Raw genomic sequence first — 19,121 nt, 5'->3', positions numbered from 1 at the left:
TGACACGCAATTGGGGCCTCAATTGCGCAGGGTGCACAGTCCGCCAGCTTCCCGCAAGGCAGGATCGGGCGTTCCCTCGCCTGGTCCGCGCGGCGTACAAGGAACCCGAACCCGGCGTGTCAGCTAGATTGGCAATGGGTACCGTTGCATCGAGTCCGAAGGACTGACGAAAGGAACACCAGCTCATGGTTCACAAAGTAAAAGCAGTCATTGCCAAGGAAAAGAACGCCCCGGTCTCGGTTGAGACCATTCTGGTGCCGGATCCCGGCCCGGGCGAGGCGCTGGTGGATATCCTCACCTGCGGCGTCTGCCACACGGACCTGCACTACAAGCAGGGCGGAATCACCGACGACTTCCCCATCCTGCTGGGCCATGAGGCAACCGGCGTGGTCAGCGCCGTGGGCCCCGATGTCACCGAGGTGGCGCCCGGCGACCGGGTCATCCTCAACTGGCGGGCGGTTTGCGGCCAGTGCAGGGCCTGCGCCAAGGGCAAGCCGCAGTACTGCTTCAACACGCACAACGCCACCCAGAAGATGACGCTCGAGGATGGCACCGAGCTCTCTCCGGCTCTGGGGATCGGTGCCTTCGCCGAGAAGACGCTCGTTGCCGCCGGGCAGTGCACCAAGGTGGACGAGGACGCCGACGCGGCCGCCGTCGGGCTCCTGGGCTGCGGTGTGATGGCCGGCATCGGTGCCGCCATCAACACCGGCGAGGTCCAGCGCGGCGAGTCCGTGGCCGTGATCGGCTGCGGCGGCGTGGGCATCGCCGCGATTGCCGGGGCCAAGCTGGCCGGAGCCACCACCATCATCGCGGTGGACATCGACGACAACAAGATCGAGATGGCCAAGTCACTCGGCGCCACCCACGGCGTGAACTCCCGCGCCACGGACCCGGTCGACGCCATCCGCGAACTCACCAACGGATTCGGCGCCGACGTCGTGATCGAGGCTGTCGGGCGTCCCGAGACGTACAAGCAGGCGTTCTATGCCCGTGACCTCGCCGGCCGCGTGGTGCTGGTGGGCGTGCCCACCCCGGAGATGCTGCTTGAACTGCCGTTGCTGGATGTCTTTGGCCGCGGCGGCTCGCTGAAGTCCTCCTGGTACGGGGACTGCCTGCCCTCCCGGGACTTCCCGATGCTGGTGCAGCACTACAAGCAGGGCAACCTCGACCTCGATGCTTTCGTATCCGAACGCATCACCATTGACCAGGTCGAGGAGGCGTTCGACAAGATGCACGAGGGCAAGGTCCTGCGCTCAGTGGTTGAGATCCGTTCGGGGGCTGAGACCGCATGAGCGTCACCATCGAGAACCTTGTCACCTCGGGCACGTTTTCGCTCGACGGCGGCACCTGGGACGTGGACAACAACGTCTGGATCGTGGGCAACGACGACGAGTGCGTGATCATCGACTCGCCGCACGACGCCGCCGCGATCATCAGCCAGGTCCGCGGCCGGAAGGTCCTGGCCATCCTGCTCACCCACGCGCACAACGACCACATCGGCGCGGCCCGGGAGGTTGCTGATGCCGCCGGCGCTCCGATCTACCTCAACCCCGAGGACCAGGTCCTCTGGGAGCGGGTTTACCCGGACGCCAAGCCCGACCATCACATCGCTGACGGCGATGTCTTCACGGTGGGCGGGGCGGCCATCAAGGCCATCCACACCCCCGGCCATTCACCGGGCTCCACCTGCTTCCTCCTTGAGGACGAGCGAACAGTGTTCACGGGCGACACCCTCTTCAACGGCGGCCCGGGCGCCACCGGACGGTCCTACAGCGACTACCCGACCATCCTCACCTCCATCCGGGAACGGCTCCTGACGCTTCCTGCCGAGACCGTGGTCCGCACCGGCCACGGCGATGACACCACCATCGGGGCCGAGCGGGAGACGCTGGCCCGCCTGGGCGAATGAACCACGTCCCCTGCTTGACCCAGATTGACCTTCTTTGACCCCAGAACGACGGCGACACCCGGGAAAACCCGGAGTGTCGCCGTCGTTTTTTGGCAAAGAAGGTCACGACGGCCGATTTGACGAAATCCTTGGACCGCCTTGACCGGAAGTTGAGACACCTTCGCCACACTCGAAACAACGGAACGAAGAGTCGGTGAGCTGGGGGATGGTGCGGCATGGAGAGCATTCAAACTATGGGGAAGTTGCGGGGCCTTGTATCGGGCACCCGCGAGCTGCTGAGGCAAAGCCCGGAATTCAAACGGCGGGCAGTCCACTGCCTCAGGCACTCGTGGAAAGTTCACGCTGCCTCCAAGGCGCTGGCCGAGGCCCTGGCGGACTCCCGTGAAGCATCCACCTGGCCCGGCCAGCGTCTCCCGGTCAGCTTCCAGGTCTCCCAGCAGGTGGAACTGCTCACGCAGCGCATTCAGGTCGAAACAGAGGCGGCGGCGGCGAGCTATGCGGCCCTGCGGAACCTCTGCCGCCCGCTCCGCGCTGACCCTGTTTGAACCGAAACCCAGGCCACAAATCCGCGCTGACCCTGTTTGACCCCAAGACGACGGCGACACACCGGTAAGTCCGGAGTGTCGCCGTCGTTCTTTGGCAAAGAAGGTCAGGAAGGGTCAGCCGACCTTGCTGTCCTCCCACGAAGGAGCCCGCTAGGGCAGCACTATCGCCGGGTGTAGCCCATTTTTGCGCTGATCTGCAGACCTGCCTGTTTGAGCGCCTCGAGCAGGCCAGGCGCCGTCTCGGGATCAAAGCGGAAGGCCGGTCCGGAAATGCTGACCGCGCCGATCACCGCACCAACGTGGTTGTACACCGGCACGGACATCGAGTTGAGCCCGATTTCGAATTCTTCCCGCACCACGCCGTAGCCGTCGCTGGCGACGTCGAGAAGTTGCCTTTCGAGCTTGCTCCGGTTGGTGATGGTCCGGGGAGTCCGGGCCGGGAGGCCGGTCTCCTTCAGGATGCGGTCCCGATCGTCCGCGGACAGGGCCGCCAGCAGCACCTTTCCGCTGGACGTGGCGTGAAGCGGCGTCAGGCTGCCCACCCAGTCGTAGGTGGCCAGGGTTGACGGGCCCATGGCCTGGTCGACGTTGACGGCGTAATTGGAACGCAGCACGGCAAGGTTCACCGTCTCCTTGTACTCCTCGGCCAGGCTTTCCAGCACGGGACGGGCCTCCCGGACCAGGCTCAGCCGGCCGGGGATGGAGCTTGCCAGCCGCAGGATGCCGAACCCCAACTGGTATTTTCCGCGTTCGCTGTTCTGGTGGACCATTTCCCGGCTCACCAGGGAACCCAGCAGCCGGGAGACCGTGGACTTGTGGATGCCCATCTCCTCGGCTATTTCGCTCACGCCCGCATGGCCGTCCCGGGCAAGAATCTCCAGGACTGCCAGCGCCCGGTCCACGGACTGAACGCCTCCATGCTGCCCTGCTTCAGCGTCGACATCAGGTTCAGGGTCACTGTTCGAAGCCATGATCCATACTCTCAAGTAGTTTCTGCGGCTTGCATTCCCGCCACAAGGCCGCAGGTAGCGGCCTCTCGGTTAGATCCACCAGTCCGATCCTAGTCCCGGAGCTGTGACGGAGCCGACATTGCACTAATCGGGGTTAACGCAGCGCGTCGGCAATGAACGCAGATCACGGCGCATGAGCACGCGCGGAAAACCACTGATCACCGAGTCGGTGTCGGCAGCCCAGACGAACCCGGCCCGTTCGAAAAGCCTGCGGGTGCCCACGTACGCCATGGTGAGGTCGACCCGCTCGCCATGGTTGTCCACCGGGTAGCCCTCGATGGCGGGTGCACCGTGCCGGCGGGCGAAATCGACTGCACCCTTCAGCAAATGATGGGAGATTCCCTCGCGGCGGTGCCCGGGCCGCACCCGAATGCACCACACCGACCACACATCGAGGTCGTCCACGTGCGGGATCTTGCGGTTACGGGCAAAACTGGTGTCGGCGCGCGGATGGACGGCTGCCCAACCCACCACCTCGTCGCCGTCGTACGCGAGCACCCCGGGCGGGGGATCCTGTCCCACCAGTTGTTTCACCATTTCCCCGCGCTCCGGGCCGTGCAACTGCAGGTGCTGTCTGGAGGGGATGCGGTAGCTCAGGCACCAGCACACGTTCGCGTCGGCCCGCTTGGGTCCCAGCACCGCCTTCACGTCCTCGAACTGCGTCGCCGGACGAATCTCGATCCCCATGCCGCCACCATGTCACCGGCCCGCCGGTCCGGCAAGGGGAAGTTCGCGGCCAGCGGCTGGAACCGCACTACGCCCGCCAGGAGCATGCCCTAGCGCAGCCCGTTGCTGTGGGCCAGCGGAATGGCCTCGGTCCGGGACGAAGCCCCGATCTTGCAAAACGCCGACGGCGGTTCGCACCTTTCGGTGCTGGCCGCCGTTCTGGTGCGCGGCCCCGTTTCGGTGGGGGCCGCCGTCGTTCGCCCGGGGCCGTTCCTTACAGAGCGGCGCCGTGCCACACTGTATGCACTATCGAATGGCTGGGGGATCCATGTCAGGAGATTGTCATGAGCGTTCTGATCCACACCGGCACTTCGGGCCTTGGGCTGGCGGTGGGCGACTCATGATGATCGGCTGGGCCTACCTCACGGCGGCCATCATGACAGTTGACTCGCTGTTGCTGGGATTGCTGCTGCTCAATGTGAATTGGCCGAAGCGCCGGAAGTAAACCGGCCCGTGACACTCACAGGTTCCTGACAGTTGCCGAACAGCGGTGCCATATCCCGCTGCCGCATCTTTGTGTGAGGGGGTTGAACCAGACGCCCTTAATCACAAGCCGTCTCGCACGGCGGATCTAGGAGACACAGCATGTCACGAACGAAGAGAATCACGCTCGGCGTTGCGGCCGGAGCTTTGGCGCTGGGTGCCGGGCTGGGCGTCACCGGAATGGCCTCCGCGGCCACCACCCCGACCCCCAGCGCAAGCGCCAGCGCGTCGGCAGACAGCACCGCGCCCGCGGACGGCAAGCGGGGCGGCCACAAGGGGGACCGCGGCCAGATCGCTGCGGACCTCGCCTCAAAGCTCGGCGTCGAGGAGGCCAAGGTGACTGAGGCGCTCCAGGCGTTCCGGGATGCCAACAAGCTCACCACGCCGCCCGCCGAAGGCACCAAGCCGGACCGGACCGCCATGGACGCGGCCATGGCCAAGTCCCTGGCGACGGCACTTGGCGTCGACGAATCCAAGGTGACGGCGGCGCTGACCGAAATCCGCGCCGCTGCCCAGGCGGAGCGGGCGGCCGCCCTGAAGACCACGCTGGATACTGCAGTCAAGGACGGCACGCTGACCCAGGCTGAAGCCGTCGCCGTCACGAAGGCAGTCGAAAAAGGAGTGATCGGCGGAGGCGGCCGCTAGCTCTGCCAGGCCCTGGCTAAACCCCCGCCGTCTCAGCAAGAATCCCCCGGTGCGGAGTTCACCGCCCGGGGGATTCTTCGCTTCAGGACGCTCTCTCACTTCCCGTCGCCTAAACCGGGACGCTCTCGCACTTCCTGTCGCCTAAACCGGGACGCTCTCTCACTTTCTTAGGGAAAGTGAGAGAGCGTCCCGGTTTTTGTTGCGAAAGGTGGGAGGGCGTCCCTTTCACCCGGGGCTAAAGGACCGCCAGCCGGGTGGCCAGATGCAGGGCCGCGAGCCGGCCCGTTCCCCGCGGATCGCCGCCGCACAACTCGAAAATCCGCTGCAGCCGGTGATGCATCGAATGCCGCTCCACATGCAATTCCCTCGCGGCCTGCGCCGTGTTGCAGCCGGAGTCGAGCCAGGTTGCCAGCGTTGTCAGCAACTGGGAATTCCGCCGCGCGTCGTGGTCCATCACGGCGCCCAGCTGCTGGCGCACGAAGTCCTGCCGTGCCCCCTGGTCCAGATGCTGTGCGGCCAGCCGCTCGACGGCGAGTTCTTCGACGTCGACCACCACTCCGGACGCTTCCGACGCCGGCCGTTCAAAATCGGTTGCCCTGGAACAGCTGATTAGCCGGGTCAAGGCCATGGACGGAATGTGGGTCACCACGATGGCCAAAATCGCGGAGCACACCCGGGACACCGTCACCGAAGTCCACAGCCACGCCCGGATCGAGGTTCCGGCCTTCCCCGACGCCGGCGCCCGCTTCACGCCGGCCGGCATCTCCCAGGCGCAGGTCCGGCAGTCGGAACTGGCCGCCGACAAGGCCTGACTTCACCGGCTGGACGCTCTCCCACTTCCTGCCGCTTAGACCGGAACGCTCTGTCATCAGCTGGCAGAGCGTTCCGGTCTTTGTTGCGAAAGGTGTGAGCGGGTTAGACGCCGAGCTCTTCCTTCAGCGCCTGGACGTGGCCCTGGGCCTTGACCTGGTACCGGGCCAGGCGGACCTTGCCCTCGGGGTCCAGCACCACGGTGGAGCGGACGATGCCCTCGCGGACCTCGCCGTCAACGAGCTTCTCACCCCAGGCGCCGTAGGCCAGCGCCACGGCGTGGTCCTCGTCGGCGAGCAGCGGGAAGGTCAGTGCGAAGTCGCCGGTGAAGTGTGCCAGCTTCTCCGGGGCATCGGGGGAAACGCCCAGCACCTCGTAGCCGGAGCCCTGGAAGGTGGACAGGTTGTCGCGGAAATCGCAGGCCTCGGTGGTGCAGCCGGGGGTGGCGGCCTCGGGGTAGAAGTACACAATGACGTTCTTGCCGCGGTAGTCGGCCAGCGAGGTCTGCTTGCCTTCGGCGTCCCGCAGGGTGAAGTCCGGCGCCTGGGTTCCAGGCTGGAGCTTGTTGGTCAGGTTGGGGCTCATGGCATTCCTTCGGATGGATCTGGGTCAAACAAAAACATGTCAGACAAAATCTGGTCAGGCAAAAACTGCTCGTCGATTGAGGACTCAGTGCGGCAAACAAGGACTGAAAGTGATAACAGCCGGCCTAGATGCTGTATTCCGCCGGGCCGCGCACCGTGGCCGCCGGACCGGGAATGAACTGGTAGCCGCCGCCGCGCACAGTGGCGATCGCGTGCCGGCCGCCGCGCAGCTTCCGCCGCACCCGCCCCACGTAGACGTCGATGGAACGGGTGGCCGCGCCCGGGCTGTCGAACGATTCCAGGAACAGCCGCAGCTCCTCCCGGCCGATGGCGCGCGAGCAGTTTTCCACGAGGTAGCGCAGCAGCTTGAATTCGACGCCGGTCAGTGCCACGCGCCCGCCGTCCAGCAGCACCTCGCCCGCGGCGAGGTCGACGGCGACCCGGCTCACCGGCCCGGGCGACGGCGGCAGGAGGGAGGCGCCGTCGTCGTCCGTATGCGGGGAGTCCTCCGTGGAGGACGACGACGGCGCGGGAGTGCCGCCGTCGGGACCGGCCGGTGCCCCCTCCCCAGGGGGCGTTCCGGCCGGTGACATCCCGACGTCGGACGTTGCAGCCCCGGCGGCGGGCCAGTGGACTTCCGCCTCCGGAGCAATCTTCAGCGCGCGCGCCAGCACGAGTTCGGCAGCGCGGGCCAGCACGGCTTCATCGATTTCCTGCCCCGCCCCAACGGTCACCCAAACGGCCAGGCCCCGCGCCTTCAGCGACGGTGCCTTCAGCGCCCCCGGATTCAGCGACGCAGCTCCCGGAACCGGAGCCCCCGGAACCGGGGCACACCGTAGCCTCGGGGCGGGCGTATGGGCGTGGACAGCCATGGCGGTGCGCCTCAGACGCCGCCGCGGCGGATCAGTTTGCCGCCGGGGATCTGGCCGTCCACCACGTTGCCGCGCAGGTAGGTGCGGCGGACGACGCCGGAGAGGGCCTTGCCGTCATACGGGGTGATGGGGTTCTTGTGCTTGAGCTTGGAGACGTCCACCACGAAGGCCTCGTCCGGCGCGAAGACGGAGAAGTCGGCGTCGTACCCGAGCGCCAGCTGCCCCTTGTTGGAGAGGCGCGCGAGGGCCGCGGGCTTCTCGGCCATCCAGGACACCACCTGCTCCAGGGGGATGCCACGGTGCCGGGCCTCGGTCCAGATCAGGGACAGGCCCAGCTGGAGCGAGGAGACGCCGCCCCAGGCCACGGCGAAGTCGCCGTTTTCCAGGTCCTTCAGGTCAAGCGTCGAAGGTGAGTGGTCCGAGACGATGCAGTCGATGGTGCCGTCCTGCAGGCCCTGCCAGAGGAGCTCGCGGTTGGAGGCCTCGCGGATGGGCGGGCAGCACTTGTACGCGGTGGCGCCGTTGGGGATCTCCTCGGCCATGAGCGTGAGGTAGTGCGGGCACGTCTCGACGGTGAGGTGGACGCCGTCGCGCTTGGCGGAGGCGATCATAGGCAGCGCGTCGGAGGAGGAGAGGTGCAGGATGTGGGCGCGGGCGCCGGTCCAGCGGGCCCGCTCGATCACCTCGGCGATGGCCTTGTTCTCGGCGCCGCGGGGGCGGGAGGCCAGGAACGTCGCGTACTTGTCGCCGCCCGGGTGGGGCGCGTGGTCGATCGCGTGCGAGTCCTCGGCATGGACGATCATGAGCGAGTCGAAGGACTTGAGCTCGGCCATGTCCTCCTCCATCTCGTCCGCTTCGAGGTGCGGGAACTCGTCCACGCCGGAGTGCAGCAGGAAGCACTTGAAGCCGAACACGCCTTCGTCGTGCAGCGGGCGGAGGTCCGCCTTGTTGCCGGGCACGGCGCCGCCCCAGAATCCGACGTCCACGAACGCCTGGTCCTCGGCCACCTCGCGCTTTAGCTTGAGGCCCTCCACCGTGGTGGTGGGCGGAATGGAGTTCAGCGGCATGTCGATGATGGTGGTGACGCCGCCGGCCGCGGCGGCGCGGGTGGCCGATGCGAAGCCCTCCCACTCGGTGCGGCCGGGCTCGTTTACGTGAACGTGGGTGTCCACCAGGCCGGGCAGTAGCGTTTCGTCGTCGCCGAGTTCGATCACTTCGGCGCCGGCGAGGCCGTTGCCGAGCGGCTCGATCGCGACGATCTTGCCGCCGCGCACGCCCACTTCACGTGCCGCGATGCCGGCGGTGGTGAGGATGCGGCGGCCCCGGATGACCAGGTCAAAGGTTTCTTCAGACATTCAGGGGCTCCTTCGTGCGGGCACTGTTTCTGGCACTGTTCGCCGGCGGGGTGGACCCGGCCGCGGCGTTGGCCGGGGCCGTTTCCGCCAGCTCCAGGCCGATGTTCGTTCCCAGCTGTTCAAGCAGGGTTGCGGCTTCGGCTATACATATATCTACCTTGGCCTCCAGCGCGGTGAGCGGGTAGACCTGCCGGAAACCGGAATCCTGCTGCTGTTCGGGCGTGAGCGTAGTGCGGCCGCAGACGGCCAGCACGGGCACCCCGGCCAGCGCCGCGGCGCGGGCCACGCCCATGGGCGTCTTGCCCAGCAGGCTCTGTTCGTCGAGGCTGCCTTCGCCGGTGATCACCAGATCGGCGCCGGCCATGCGGTCCGCCAGTTCGGTGAATTCAAGCACGACGTCGATCCCGGGCCGGCGGGTCGCGGCCAGTACCGCGATGGCCGCGTAACCGACGCCGCCGGCGGCTCCGGCGCCCGGAGCGTCCGCGGCTTTCACCGCCCGCGGCCCGATTTCGTCCGCGAGGACCTGCACGAAGTTGGCCAGGGCGGCGTCCAGTGCACGGACGTCCTCCGGGGTGGCGCCCTTCTGCGGGCCGAAGATGGCGGGGGCGCCCTCCGGGCCCAGCAGCGGGTTGTCCACGTCGCTGGCCAGGACGAACCGGGTCTCGTCCAGGCGGGAGTCGAAGCCGGAGAAGTCGATGCTGGCCAGGTCGGCCAGGGCGGCGCCGCCCAGCGGGAGCTCGTTGCCGTCGGCGTCGAACAGTATGGCGCCGAGTCCCTGCAGCACTCCGGCCCCGCCGTCTGTGTTGGCGCTGCCGCCGACGCCCAGGATGATCTGCCGGCAGCCGGCGTCGAGCGCGGCCCGGATGAGTTCGCCGGTGCCCAGGCTCGTGGCGGCCTTGGCGGTGGCGGAGTCCGGGCCGCCGGCTACACCACCGCCGCTTACACCGGCGCCACTCCCGCCAGCGCTGGTCTCACCAGCGCCGCCCGGCAGGACGGCGAGTCCGGAGGCCGCGGCCATCTCGATGACCGCCTCCCGCCCGCGGACCGCAAACTCGGCCGTCAGCGGCAGCCCGGTAGGGCCGCTGACTACGGCGCTCCGGCGCGTGAAACCGGAGCCGACGGCGGCATCCAAGGTGCCTTCACCGCCGTCGGCCACGGGAATCCGCAGTACCTCAAGGGGACCCAGCCCCGCGGTGCGGAAGCCGGCCTGCAGCCCCTCCTCAAGGTGCCGGGCGACGTCCGGGGCGGAGAGCGAGCCCTTGAACTTGTCCGGCGCGATCACAATGCGCATTGCAGTGCCTGTCTTTAGTGTTGAGCGCTGCAGCCTAGGGCTGCAGGGCCAGGATGGCGGTGGGGGCGTCGGCTGCGGTTGCGGCCAGCTCCTCCAACTCGTTCACGGCGTTGATTTCCACGCCCATGGAGATGTTGGTGATCTTCTCCAGGATCACTTCAACAACCACGGGAACCTGGAACTCGCCCATGAGCGCCTTGGCCTTGTCGAAGGCAGAGCCCAGGTCGTTGGGGTCCTCCACCCGGATGGCCTTGCAGCCCAGGCCCTCGGCCACCTTGATGTGGTCCACGCCGTAGCCCGCTGCGGTCGCGGAGAGGTCGGTGGAGTTGATGTTCTCGAAGGCCAGGGACACGTTCTGCTCCATGTTGAACCCGCGCTGCGACTGGCGGATCAGGCCCAGGTAGGAGTTGTTCACCACCACGTGGATGTACGGCAGGTTGAACTGCGCGCCCACGGCCAGTTCCTCGATCATGAACTGGAAGTCGTAGTCGCCGGACAGGGCAACCACGGTCTCGTCCGGCTTGCCGCGGACAACGCCCAGGGCGGCTGGGGCGGTCCAGCCCAGGGGGCCTGCCTGGCCGGCGTTGATCCACTTGCGCGGGCCGAAGACATGCAGCATCTGGGCACCGGCGATCTGGGACAGGCCGATGGTGGACACGTACGTGGTGTCCTTGCCGAAGGACTTGTTCATCTCCTCGTACACGCGCTGCGGCTTAATGGGGATGTTATCGAAGTGCGTCTTGCGGTGCAGGGTGGCCTTGCGCTCGGCGCACTCGGCAGCCCAGGCGGAGTAGTCCGGCAGGGTCTTGGCGTCGCGGCGTTCGCGGGCCAGTTCCACCAGTCCGGCCAGGGCGGCGCCGGCGTCGGAGGCGATGCCGAAGTCCGGGGAGAACACGCGGCCGATCTGCGTGGGCTCGATGTCGATGTGCACGAACTTGCGGCCCGCGGTGTAGGTGTCCAGGCCGCCGGTGTGGCGGTTGGCCCAGCGGTTGCCGATGCCGATCACGAAGTCGCTGCGCAGGTAGTTCTCGTTGCCGTAGCGGTGCGAGGTCTGCAGGCCCACCATGCCGGCCATCAGCGGGTGGTCGTCCGCGATGGCGCCCCAGCCCATCAGGGTGGGGATGACCGGAACATTCAGGAGTTCGGCCAGTTCCACCAGCTGTGCGGAGGCTCCGGCGTTGATGATGCCGCCGCCGGCCACGATCAGCGGGCGCTCGCCTGCGGTCAGCATGTCCAGGGCCTTTTCCAGCTGCTTGCGGCTGGCCCTGGGCTTCTCGACTGGCAGGGGCTCGTAGGTGTCGATGTCGAACTCGATCTCGGCCATCTGCACATCGATGGGCAGGTCCAGCAGCACGGGGCCGGGACGGCCGGAGCGCATCAGCTGGAACGCCTTCTGGAAGGCGCCGGGAACCTGGCCGGGCTCCAGGATGGTCATGGCCATCTTGGTGACAGGCTTGGCGATGGACTCGATGTCCACGGCCTGGAAGTCTTCCTTGTGCAGCTTGGCCACGGGGGCCTGGCCGGTGATGCAGAGCATGGGGATGGAATCTGCCCATGCGGCGTACAGGCCGGTGATCATGTCGGTGCCGGCAGGGCCGGACGTGCCGATGCAGATGCCGATGTTGCCGTCTGCCGCGCGGGAGTAGCCGTCAGCCATGTGGCTGGCGCCTTCAACGTGCCGGGCCAGCGTGTGGCGGATGCCGCCGTGGGCCCGCATTGCGGAATAGAACGGGTTGATTGCCGCGCCTGGCAGGCCGAACGCCTCGGTGGCGCCCTCCTTCTCCAGGATGGCGACGGCTGCGTCTACGGTACGCATCTTCGTCATGGTGTGCTCCTTGAAAGTCTGTTTTTGGGTGTGCTGAGGGAGCCGCCGTCGTTAGGTACGACGGCGGGACTCCGGTTTTGTTTGTTAGCCGGCTACAGCCGGAGGTGCTTTTACTCGCGGCCGCTGAGCTGGAGGACCTGCTTGAAGAGTCCCGAGTGGTCCAGTCCGCCGTCGCCCTGGTTGACGGTGGCGGCGACGAGCTGTGCGACGACGGCGCCGAGCGGGATGGCGACGTTGGCTTCGCGGGCGGCGGAGGTGACGATGCCCAGGTCCTTGTGGTGGAGGGCGAGGCGGAAGCCGGGGTCGAAGTTGCGGTCGAGCATCTTCTGGCCCTTCTGGTCGAGGACCTTGGAGCCGGCCAGGCCGCCGCCGAGGACCTTGAGGGCGGCATCGGTGTCCACCCCGTAGGCCTCGAGGAAGGCGATGGCCTCGCCGAGGACCTCGATGTTGACGGCAACGATCAGCTGGTTGGCTGCCTTGACGGTCTGGCCGGAGCCGGACGGGCCGACGTGGACGATGGTCTTTCCGACGGCGTTCAGGACGTCCTGTGCTGCCTCGAAGTCGGCCGCGTCGCCGCCCACCATGATGGAGAGTGCGGCGTCGATGGCGCCCTGTTCGCCGCCGGAGACCGGGGCGTCGAGCGGGCGGATGCCTGCTGTGCGGGCGTCGTCGGAGAGCCGCTTGGCGACGTCCGGGCGGATGCTGGAAGCGTCGATCCAGAGGGTGCCCTGCTTGGCGTTGGCGAAGACGCCGTCGGGGCCGCTGACTACGCCCTCAACATCGGGGGAGTCCGGCACCATGGTGATGACGACGTCGGCGTCCTTGACGGCGTCGGCGATGCTCGTGGCGCCCTTGCCGCCTTCGGAGACGAGCTTGTCGATCTTGTCCTGGCTGCGGTTGAAGCCGGTGACGGTGTGCCCGGCCTTGACGAGGTTGATGGCCATGGGCAGGCCCATGATGCCGAGTCCGATGACTGAAACGTTGCTCATGATGGTTCTCTTTCTAAGTCTTTGTGTAATGCGCTGGTCGGGCAACGGGGCTAGTTGGAAGCGTGCTCGCGGATGGCCCAGCTGAAGGCCGTTTCCGCGGGCTCCTTGTACTCGAGGCCGATGTAGCCGTCGTAGCCGAGTTCGCGGCTGCGGGCGATCCACTCGCCGAGGGGAAGCTCACCGGTTCCGGGAGCCCCGCGGCCGGGGTTGTCGGCAATCTGGATGTGGCCGAAGTCCTTGGCGTGGTTTTCAATGACGGCGGCGACGTCGTCCCCGTTGACCGCCAGGTGGTAGAAGTCGGCGAGGAGCATGATGTTCCCGAGGCCGGACTCCGCCTTGACGCGCGCGATCACCCTGAGTGCGTCATCGGCGGTGAGGAGCGGGTACCTGGGTGCGCCGCTGACCGGCTCGAGGAGGACGGTGCCGCCGATGCGGGCCACGCCGGCGGCCGCCGCCGCAAGGTTTTCGGCGCCGATGGCGTCCTGCTTCTCGGCGGATTCGCCGTCCACGCGGTTGCCGTAGAGCGCGTTGAATGCCCTGCAGCCGAGGCGCTCGCCGATCCCCGCGACGACGTCGATGTTGTCGCGGAATTCCGTGGAGCGGGCAGGCCAGGACGTGAGGCCGCGGTCGCCGCCGGGCATGTTGCCGGCGTTGAAGTTCAGGCCGGAGAGCTGGACGCCGGCGTCGGTGATGGCGCGCTCGAAGGCCGTGGTCTCGACGTCGGTGGGGACGGAGGTTTCGAAGGGCCACCAGAACTCGACGGCGTCAAAACCGGCTGCCTTTGCGGCGGCGGGGCGCTCGAGCAAGGGCAGCTCCGTCAGGAGGATGGAGCAGTTCACTGTGTACGTCATCGTAGGTCCTTCCGAGGAGGGGCTTTGATCTATCTTCCCTGCTAGCCGGCCTCTTACGAGATTCCGCTTTGTGGAATTTAGATTCTGCTTTATGAAAAGTTTAGGGAAGGCGGGGATGGGAGTCAAGGGGAAGTGCCCTGGCGAGGCTGGCCTGGCCGGAAAATTGCTCGCGAGGCGGCGGCCGCCTGTTTGATGGAAAGGATGTTGGCTTCCCGAAAGCACTGTCTCGGCTACGGTTTCTTTCGTAGAATTGACGTGGGGCCGACGGCAAGAGCCTCGGAGAGTGATTTGTATTCGCCCGGGGTGCCTTCCCAACCGCCGCCGGCCCTTATGATCGCTGCGCGAACGCGGCAATATTTCGATCCGGTCACGCTGCGCCCGGAGATCTTCCCGCCTGAACAACTGCATGTGACCATGGGGCATGAGCGAAGAACTGATAGCGGCGGCACCCTCCGGCGGTGGCGCTCCCCGCAATCGATCAGCCGGAATGTTCCATCCCGAAGGCTCCGAGTCAACACGGCAACTGCGCGAGCAGGCTCGGCGTCGTCGGGAAGCAGAGGCGAAACTGCAGCTGCACCTGACGCAAACCCGCACCAAGCCCGCAGGAGCACCAGACCCGGCGCTCTGAGAGAGGCCCCTGGCTTCCAGCGCCGACCACGACGCTCCACTCAACAACCAAAAATCCACACACAGGTCACGGCGGCACCTTAATGGGCCGCCGTGATCGCTGTTACGGCTACACGCCGGAGGACTGCCCAATTGTGGGCGCGGTCCCGCGAACGGTTTCGCCAAGCAGTCGGAGGATGGCGCGGGCAATGGCGAGCCGCTGCCGCTGGCCGCCGGAGAGGTCCTTCACCGCTTGCCGTAGAGGTCAATCCTCTAATCCAACGTATAACCAGCAAAAGAAATGCTATCGATTGCTAAGCATGAAAAACGACGGCGGGATTGCCCGCCGTCGTTTTTCATGCGTTCCGTGCCGGGTTCCCGCCGTCAAAAGAACCTGCAACGGCGGTGCCCCCCACGCTTAGTGCTGGCCGGGATTTCCTGCAATGGGCGGGACTGTGCCGGGTCCACGGTCCGCATTCTCGGCCCGTTCAGCGGCGCTCCGCGTGTCACTTGCCGCGGTTTCGTCTGAGTCCCCCTCGTCATCGATGAGGCCGTTGGTCTGGTCGAAGGGGTGGGCGATCGTCTCGTCCGCGAGGGGGGATCCTCCCACGGTTGATGTTCCGGCAGTGCCCGTGGCTCCTGTGGGCACGGTGCCCGGAGTTGTGGTCACCGGCGTGATCGGTTCGCCTGCAGACGGAGCAGCTTCCGGGCTCTTGCTGCCCGCTGTGGCTGCGGTGGCCGCCGCTACTGCGGCCACTCCGGCGGCCGCAGCCATCTTGCCGGAGATGCCGGCCTTGCCGCTGTCACCGCGCGACTCGGCCGCTTGCTCAACGCCGGGGGTGCCCACGGAGGCGCCTTCGTTGACGGAACCCCGCCAGGCGCCGCTGGCGTATTCTTCGGCTTCGATGAATTCCTTGAACTTTTTGAGGTCTGCCTCGGCCTGGCGATCCACAATGTTGAGTTTGTCTCCTACCTTCTCAACCAGCCCTTCGGGCTCGTAGTCAATGAAGAGCCGGATGGATGTCTGCCCGCCGCCCACGTCCTCAAACTCCACGGAGCCGGCATTCGTGGCACCCTCGGTGGCCGCCCAGGCCACCTTCCGGTCGGGTACCTGCTCGAGGATTTTCGCCTCCCATTTCCGTTTCACGCCGGCGATCTCGGCCACCCACTCAAGCCGGTCATCGCTCAGCTGCGTCACCTTTTTGACGCCGCCCATGAAATGCGGAAAGTCCTCGAACTGGGTCCACTGGTTGTACGCCGTGCTTACCGGTACGTTCACCAAAATGCGCTTCTCGACCCGCGTGCTCATAGTGTCTCCTTCGTCGACGTGAACAGATGATGACCAACCTAGCAAAGGTCATCAGCATGCTTACTATATCGTCGGCCGCCCGTCGCGGCCAGTGAAAGGAAGCCCCCGCGCGAATTCGGTGACTCAAGCGCGGAGGCTTCCCAGCGCTCCGGCATGGGGGGAAAGCGGAGAGCTGGGATTCAATGTACAGTCGCGTTCACCCGCACGACGGCGGTTTTGCCCGGTTTCGGGAATTCTTGACTAAACCTTGAGCGCGCAGGCCTGGCCGATGGTTTGAGTCAGCCGGGCGAGCACTTCAGCCGGCGGGGCATCGGCGTCGATCTTCACAAAATCCGTGTACTCGGGCAGCGAACGGTAGGCATCGCGAAGTGCCCGCAGGTCATCCAGGGATTCCTCATCGGTGCCGCGCGCCACGATTCTCTCGTGCGCCCGCTCCGGGCTGACGTCCAGGTAGACCATCAGGTCCGGTCGGGGCAGCGCGCCGATGAGGCGGGGGAGGAGCCGCCCGCGGGGCAAGCCCCTGGTGCGGCGCAACGCCAGCTGGCAATGCAGGTGGCGGTCCATGATCACCAGACCGGGAAACTGCCGGGCCCGGGCATGGGACACCAGCACGTTCGCCACGCGGATGACAGTTTCCGCGGCATCGGCCAGCTGGCTAGGGAACCGAACGCCGAACCTGGCGCCCAGCAGCGACATCCGGCGCCGGCCCGCGTAGTTGCTCAGAAGCAGCGCCTTCGTACCCTCCGCGCGGGCGGCGGCAACCAGGTCGTGGGCCGCCGTCGTTTTTCCTGAGCCGTCAATTCCGGTCAGAACAATGATCAAGTGGCCTCCTTCCGCCACCTGTTCCAACGACGCGCGCCGCCAGATCGTCCCGGAGTGAGGCGTAGTTCACTGGGGTGCCGCTGCATTGCGCCCATCCTGAGCCGATCTTTGGCAAATAATGCAGTTTGCTGAGGCTGCTGCGCGACACTAATTGCGGGCGTCGTGCAGCAGCGTCGCGGCGCCACTCACCGGAAAACGGTGCCGGCCGGCCTCAGCCCTGCCGTGCCTTCATTCGCGGGTTCTTCTTGTTGATGACGAAGGTCCTGCCCCGGCGGCGGACCACCTGAGCGCCCGGCATTTTCTTCAGTGCCCGCAGTGAGTTCCGTACTTTCATTTGTTGCTCCTTTGTTTGGGGTCATTGGGGTGGGCTTCGTGGGGCTGGGTTTGGTTGGTGTCGGGGCCGGTTTCAGTAGGTCCGGCGAGGCCGAACGGATCGCTCATTCCCGCAAAGCCTGCCGCCATTTCCGCATCGGTCAGTTCGCAGCCGTCCAGCAGCCGGGCAATCTCCTCCGGGTCGATGTCGTCGCCGGTGGCCGCGAGGACCGTCCCGCGGTCGCCGAACTCCGGGTGCCAGTCCAGCCGTGCGTCCCAGTGCCTTGCCCGGTCCGCGGGGGTGGCGCCCTGATCGGCCAGCCATGGGCCCGTGTTCTCCAGCCAGATGCGCGGCCCGATGCCCTGGACGGCGATCCGGCAGCCGGGGGCCGCCGCTATCCACAACCGGCCGCGCAGCCAGCAGCATCCCTGCGCCAGCTTGGCCAGTGCGTGGCGGAACCTCTCGGGGTGAAGGGGGCGTTGAACCCGCTGGATGACTGTGGCGAACGGTGAGGCTGGCGGTCCGGCGGGGATCCGCACGGCGCCGGGGACCGTCCTGGCGGCCGCCTCTGCGTAATCATGCCCGCCCCGTCGGATGCTGCTCGCATCCGGGGTGATGTCCGCGTGCGGCGCCAGCTCTCGGATCAGCTGCAGGCCGCGGGCGCGCTCCTCGGGGTCCACCGGAACAAGTTCGGGATCTGCCCAAAGGACGGTGTCGCTGAACGATAGTTCTCCGATGAGGAATTCCCCTGGTGTCCGCTCGTCGTCAGGGACGGGAGTGAATCCGGATTCGAACAGGGTGTGATGGTCCCAGATGTGGTCTTCCACGGCGTCCGGCGCGCACGCGAGGACGGCCGCGTCCACACTGAACTCGTGCGCGAGTCCCCGCTTCAGGGTATCGATGGCCGTTGACGACGGAACCGCCGGCGGCAGCCCGATGATGATGTGGGCCTCGCCGAGTGCCAGTAGCCGCTCGACGGTGGGGACCACGTCCAGGCGCACCGTGCAGCTGAGGCAGCCGTGTTCCAGGAGGTTCTCTTCACGCTCGAGGGGCCCGGACTGGCCGAAGACGCGGCGGACGACACGTCCGTTCTCCAGCAGGTCATGAAGGACGACGACTGCCTTCGGGTAGGCGGCGGCCAAGGCCTGGCAGGCCTGCTGGCGGCAGAGGGCATCGAGGGAGCTGATGACGGTGAGGTGCATGGTCCCACTCTAATGAGAACGATTCTCAAATACAACCGGCGGCGAGCCGGGGTTCCCAAGGTGCACCTCCAGGAAGTGCCAAGCTGCACTTCCTGGCGGTGACTACAGCCGCACGATGCCCCGGACCACAGTGCGGCTGGCGCCGCCCACCCATATGGTTTCGGCTTCGCTGGTGATCGTGACCAGTCCGCCCCGGCCGAGGACCGTTCCCTGCCGGACGGTGTAGTCCCCGGCCACCACGCCCTCGCCGCGCAGCCACAGCGCCAGACCGGCGTTGAGGCTGCCCGTGACCGGGTCCTCGGGCACGTCAAGGCCGGGGGCAAAGGCGCGGACCTCGAAGTCCGCCGGACCGCCGGGCTCGAAGGCGCCGATGACGCCGACCAGGAGATCGCCCATGGCGGCGAAATCGGGCTTGAGGTCAACAACCTGCTGGGCCGTTGCGAGCCGGATTCCCAGCCATCCCGGGCCGTTGTCCACCCAGTTACTGCCCAGGACCTGCTCATGGCTGATGCCGAGGCTTGCGACGGCCTGGTCGAGCACCGCGGGGTCCACCGGGCCCGATCTGCGCAGGGGCGGCGCCGCGAAGGACAGCCCGTCTTCTGCCCGCTTGATGTTCACCAGGCCGGCCCCGCATTCCTGGACCAGTTCGCCTTCGCCCTGCGGTTGGCCGCCGTTTTCCAGCCAGGCGTGGGCCGAGCCGAGGGTGGGGTGCCCGGCGAACGGAAGCTCGGCGCGCGGCGTGAAGATCCGCAGCCTGTAGTCCGCGTCCGGATGCGTCGGCCGGAGCAGGAAGGTGGTCTCCGACAGGTTGGTCCAGTTGGCGAAGCTTTGCATCTGTTCCGTGGACAGGTTATCGGCGTCATGGACCACAGCGACGGGGTTGCCGGGCCTCGGTCCGGGAGCAAAAACGTCTACTTGCGAGAAGGGGTATTCGTTGACGACGGCGGCCATGCTGCTCTTTCCCTCGGGTTCAG

General features: G+C 66.8%; 19 protein-coding genes and 2 pseudogenes. 6 read left to right on the top strand and 15 right to left on the bottom strand.

What is annotated here, in order from left to right:
- The first annotated feature begins 185 nt into the window (after nt 1–185).
- From CXQ90_RS05655 to CXQ90_RS05645, 3 genes are all read left to right on the top strand, one after another.
- Nucleotides 186–1,292, top strand: a complete 1,107-nt coding sequence (locus CXQ90_RS05655) for an S-(hydroxymethyl)mycothiol dehydrogenase (RefSeq protein WP_104137623.1) — start codon at nt 186–188, stop codon at nt 1,290–1,292.
- Nucleotides 1,289–1,909, top strand: a complete 621-nt coding sequence (locus tag CXQ90_RS05650) for an MBL fold metallo-hydrolase (RefSeq protein ID WP_104137621.1) — start codon at nt 1,289–1,291, stop codon at nt 1,907–1,909. Before CXQ90_RS05655 ends, CXQ90_RS05650 begins: the two co-directional genes overlap by 4 nt.
- A 233-nt stretch (nt 1,910–2,142) precedes the next feature.
- Complete coding sequence (locus CXQ90_RS05645; RefSeq protein ID WP_104137620.1) at nt 2,143–2,454, top strand: hypothetical protein; 312 nt, start codon at nt 2,143–2,145, stop codon at nt 2,452–2,454.
- A gap of 161 nt (nt 2,455–2,615) precedes the next feature.
- Here CXQ90_RS05645 and CXQ90_RS05640 read toward each other — a convergent pair whose 3' ends face one another.
- Nucleotides 2,616–3,425, bottom strand: a complete 810-nt coding sequence (locus tag CXQ90_RS05640; RefSeq protein ID WP_104137618.1) for an IclR family transcriptional regulator — start codon at nt 3,423–3,425, stop codon at nt 2,616–2,618.
- Between the two features lie 123 nt (nt 3,426–3,548).
- Entirely contained in the window at nt 3,549–4,151 is a 603-nt protein-coding gene (locus CXQ90_RS05635) for a GNAT family N-acetyltransferase (protein ID WP_104137617.1), read from the bottom strand.
- A gap of 624 nt (nt 4,152–4,775) precedes the next feature.
- Between CXQ90_RS05635 and CXQ90_RS05630 the strand changes: the two genes are divergently transcribed.
- Entirely contained in the window at nt 4,776–5,318 is a 543-nt protein-coding gene (locus CXQ90_RS05630; protein ID WP_104137615.1) for a hypothetical protein, read from the top strand.
- Nucleotides 5,319–5,553: 235 nt separating this feature from the next.
- Here the strand turns inward: CXQ90_RS05630 and CXQ90_RS05625 are convergent.
- Nucleotides 5,554–5,883: pseudogene (locus CXQ90_RS05625) on the bottom strand (PucR family transcriptional regulator); the annotation flags it as partial.
- A 10-nt stretch (nt 5,884–5,893) separates the two neighbouring features.
- Between CXQ90_RS05625 and CXQ90_RS05620 the strand changes: the two are divergent.
- Nucleotides 5,894–6,130 (top strand): annotated as a pseudogene (locus CXQ90_RS05620) (polysaccharide deacetylase); the annotation flags it as partial.
- 103 nt (nt 6,131–6,233) lie between these two features.
- Here the strand turns inward: CXQ90_RS05620 and bcp are convergent.
- The 7 genes from bcp to CXQ90_RS05585 all read right to left on the bottom strand — a co-directional run bounded on the left by bcp (nt 6,234) and on the right by CXQ90_RS05585 (nt 13,895).
- Nucleotides 6,234–6,713 (bottom strand): thioredoxin-dependent thiol peroxidase, encoded by a 480-nt coding sequence (bcp, locus tag CXQ90_RS05615; RefSeq protein WP_104137614.1) that lies wholly within the window; start codon nt 6,711–6,713, stop codon nt 6,234–6,236.
- Nucleotides 6,714–6,837: 124 nt separating this feature from the next.
- Complete coding sequence (locus tag CXQ90_RS05610) at nt 6,838–7,584, bottom strand: winged helix-turn-helix domain-containing protein (protein ID WP_104137612.1); 747 nt, start codon at nt 7,582–7,584, stop codon at nt 6,838–6,840.
- An 11-nt stretch (nt 7,585–7,595) separates the two neighbouring features.
- On the bottom strand, nt 7,596–8,939 hold the full coding sequence (gene allB, locus CXQ90_RS05605; RefSeq protein ID WP_104137611.1) for an allantoinase AllB: 1,344 nt from the start codon (nt 8,937–8,939) through the stop codon (nt 7,596–7,598).
- Nucleotides 8,932–10,230, bottom strand: coding sequence for a glycerate kinase (locus CXQ90_RS05600; RefSeq protein ID WP_104137609.1), 1,299 nt, complete (start codon nt 10,228–10,230; stop codon nt 8,932–8,934). Before CXQ90_RS05600 ends, allB begins: the two co-directional genes overlap by 8 nt.
- A gap of 34 nt (nt 10,231–10,264) precedes the next feature.
- Nucleotides 10,265–12,055 (bottom strand): glyoxylate carboligase, encoded by a 1,791-nt coding sequence (gcl, locus tag CXQ90_RS05595; protein WP_104137608.1) that lies wholly within the window; start codon nt 12,053–12,055, stop codon nt 10,265–10,267.
- A 110-nt stretch (nt 12,056–12,165) separates the two neighbouring features.
- Complete coding sequence (locus CXQ90_RS05590) at nt 12,166–13,044, bottom strand: 2-hydroxy-3-oxopropionate reductase (RefSeq protein ID WP_104137606.1); 879 nt, start codon at nt 13,042–13,044, stop codon at nt 12,166–12,168.
- A gap of 50 nt (nt 13,045–13,094) precedes the next feature.
- Nucleotides 13,095–13,895 carry a hydroxypyruvate isomerase family protein gene (locus CXQ90_RS05585; protein WP_104137605.1) on the bottom strand — a complete coding sequence of 267 codons (801 nt, stop codon included), beginning with the start codon at nt 13,893–13,895 and terminating at the stop codon, nt 13,095–13,097.
- Between the two features lie 421 nt (nt 13,896–14,316).
- Between CXQ90_RS05585 and CXQ90_RS05580 the strand changes: the two genes are divergently transcribed.
- A complete protein-coding gene (locus CXQ90_RS05580) occupies nt 14,317–14,523 on the top strand; it encodes a hypothetical protein (protein WP_104137603.1) in 207 nt (68 codons plus the stop codon).
- A 396-nt stretch (nt 14,524–14,919) separates the two neighbouring features.
- On the opposite strand, the gene CXQ90_RS05575 is transcribed toward CXQ90_RS05580, so the two are convergent.
- From CXQ90_RS05575 to CXQ90_RS05555, 5 genes are all read right to left on the bottom strand, one after another.
- Complete coding sequence (locus CXQ90_RS05575) at nt 14,920–15,810, bottom strand: SRPBCC family protein (protein WP_104137602.1); 891 nt, start codon at nt 15,808–15,810, stop codon at nt 14,920–14,922.
- A gap of 240 nt (nt 15,811–16,050) precedes the next feature.
- A complete protein-coding gene (locus CXQ90_RS05570; protein WP_104137600.1) occupies nt 16,051–16,632 on the bottom strand; it encodes an AAA family ATPase in 582 nt (193 codons plus the stop codon).
- Between the two features lie 211 nt (nt 16,633–16,843).
- Nucleotides 16,844–16,966: a type B 50S ribosomal protein L36 gene (ykgO, locus tag CXQ90_RS05565; RefSeq protein ID WP_056624948.1), complete on the bottom strand. Its 123-nt coding sequence runs from the start codon at nt 16,964–16,966 to the stop codon at nt 16,844–16,846.
- Nucleotides 16,963–18,147 carry a GTP-binding protein gene (locus CXQ90_RS05560; protein WP_104137599.1) on the bottom strand — a complete coding sequence of 395 codons (1,185 nt, stop codon included), beginning with the start codon at nt 18,145–18,147 and terminating at the stop codon, nt 16,963–16,965. Before CXQ90_RS05560 ends, ykgO begins: the two co-directional genes overlap by 4 nt.
- A gap of 102 nt (nt 18,148–18,249) precedes the next feature.
- Complete coding sequence (locus CXQ90_RS05555) at nt 18,250–19,098, bottom strand: PhzF family phenazine biosynthesis protein (RefSeq protein WP_104137597.1); 849 nt, start codon at nt 19,096–19,098, stop codon at nt 18,250–18,252.
- Nucleotides 19,099–19,121: the final 23 nt, after the last annotated feature.

Origin of the sequence: Arthrobacter sp. ZGTC131 (assembly GCF_002929275.1) — a bacterium.
In the GTDB taxonomy this organism is placed as follows: Bacteria; Actinomycetota; Actinomycetes; order Actinomycetales; family Micrococcaceae; genus Arthrobacter.
The sequence above is the reverse complement of the archived record's forward strand: the minus strand, read 5'-3'. Positions and strand labels throughout refer to the sequence as shown.

Coding starts and splice junctions, on each gene's coding strand:
- bcp (WP_104137614.1), bottom strand. CDS start 6,713: ATGAGCCCCAACCTGACCAACAAGCTCCAGCCTGGAACCCAGGCGCCG.
- allB (WP_104137611.1), bottom strand. CDS start 8,939: ATGTCTGAAGAAACCTTTGACCTGGTCATCCGGGGCCGCCGCATCCTC.
- CXQ90_RS05600 (WP_104137609.1), bottom strand. CDS start 10,230: ATGCGCATTGTGATCGCGCCGGACAAGTTCAAGGGCTCGCTCTCCGCC.
- CXQ90_RS05555 (WP_104137597.1), bottom strand. CDS start 19,098: ATGGCCGCCGTCGTCAACGAATACCCCTTCTCGCAAGTAGACGTTTTT.
- CXQ90_RS05580 (WP_104137603.1), top strand. CDS start 14,317: ATGAGCGAAGAACTGATAGCGGCGGCACCCTCCGGCGGTGGCGCTCCC.
- gcl (WP_104137608.1), bottom strand. CDS start 12,055: ATGACGAAGATGCGTACCGTAGACGCAGCCGTCGCCATCCTGGAGAAG.
- CXQ90_RS05655 (WP_104137623.1), top strand. CDS start 186: ATGGTTCACAAAGTAAAAGCAGTCATTGCCAAGGAAAAGAACGCCCCG.
- CXQ90_RS05645 (WP_104137620.1), top strand. CDS start 2,143: ATGGGGAAGTTGCGGGGCCTTGTATCGGGCACCCGCGAGCTGCTGAGG.
- CXQ90_RS05610 (WP_104137612.1), bottom strand. CDS start 7,584: ATGGCTGTCCACGCCCATACGCCCGCCCCGAGGCTACGGTGTGCCCCG.
- CXQ90_RS05650 (WP_104137621.1), top strand. CDS start 1,289: ATGAGCGTCACCATCGAGAACCTTGTCACCTCGGGCACGTTTTCGCTC.
- CXQ90_RS05630 (WP_104137615.1), top strand. CDS start 4,776: ATGTCACGAACGAAGAGAATCACGCTCGGCGTTGCGGCCGGAGCTTTG.
- CXQ90_RS05635 (WP_104137617.1), bottom strand. CDS start 4,151: ATGGGGATCGAGATTCGTCCGGCGACGCAGTTCGAGGACGTGAAGGCG.
- CXQ90_RS05560 (WP_104137599.1), bottom strand. CDS start 18,147: ATGCACCTCACCGTCATCAGCTCCCTCGATGCCCTCTGCCGCCAGCAG.
- ykgO (WP_056624948.1), bottom strand. CDS start 16,966: ATGAAAGTACGGAACTCACTGCGGGCACTGAAGAAAATGCCGGGCGCT.
- CXQ90_RS05585 (WP_104137605.1), bottom strand. CDS start 13,895: ATGACGTACACAGTGAACTGCTCCATCCTCCTGACGGAGCTGCCCTTG.
- CXQ90_RS05575 (WP_104137602.1), bottom strand. CDS start 15,810: ATGAGCACGCGGGTCGAGAAGCGCATTTTGGTGAACGTACCGGTAAGC.
- CXQ90_RS05640 (WP_104137618.1), bottom strand. CDS start 3,425: ATGGCTTCGAACAGTGACCCTGAACCTGATGTCGACGCTGAAGCAGGG.
- CXQ90_RS05590 (WP_104137606.1), bottom strand. CDS start 13,044: ATGAGCAACGTTTCAGTCATCGGACTCGGCATCATGGGCCTGCCCATG.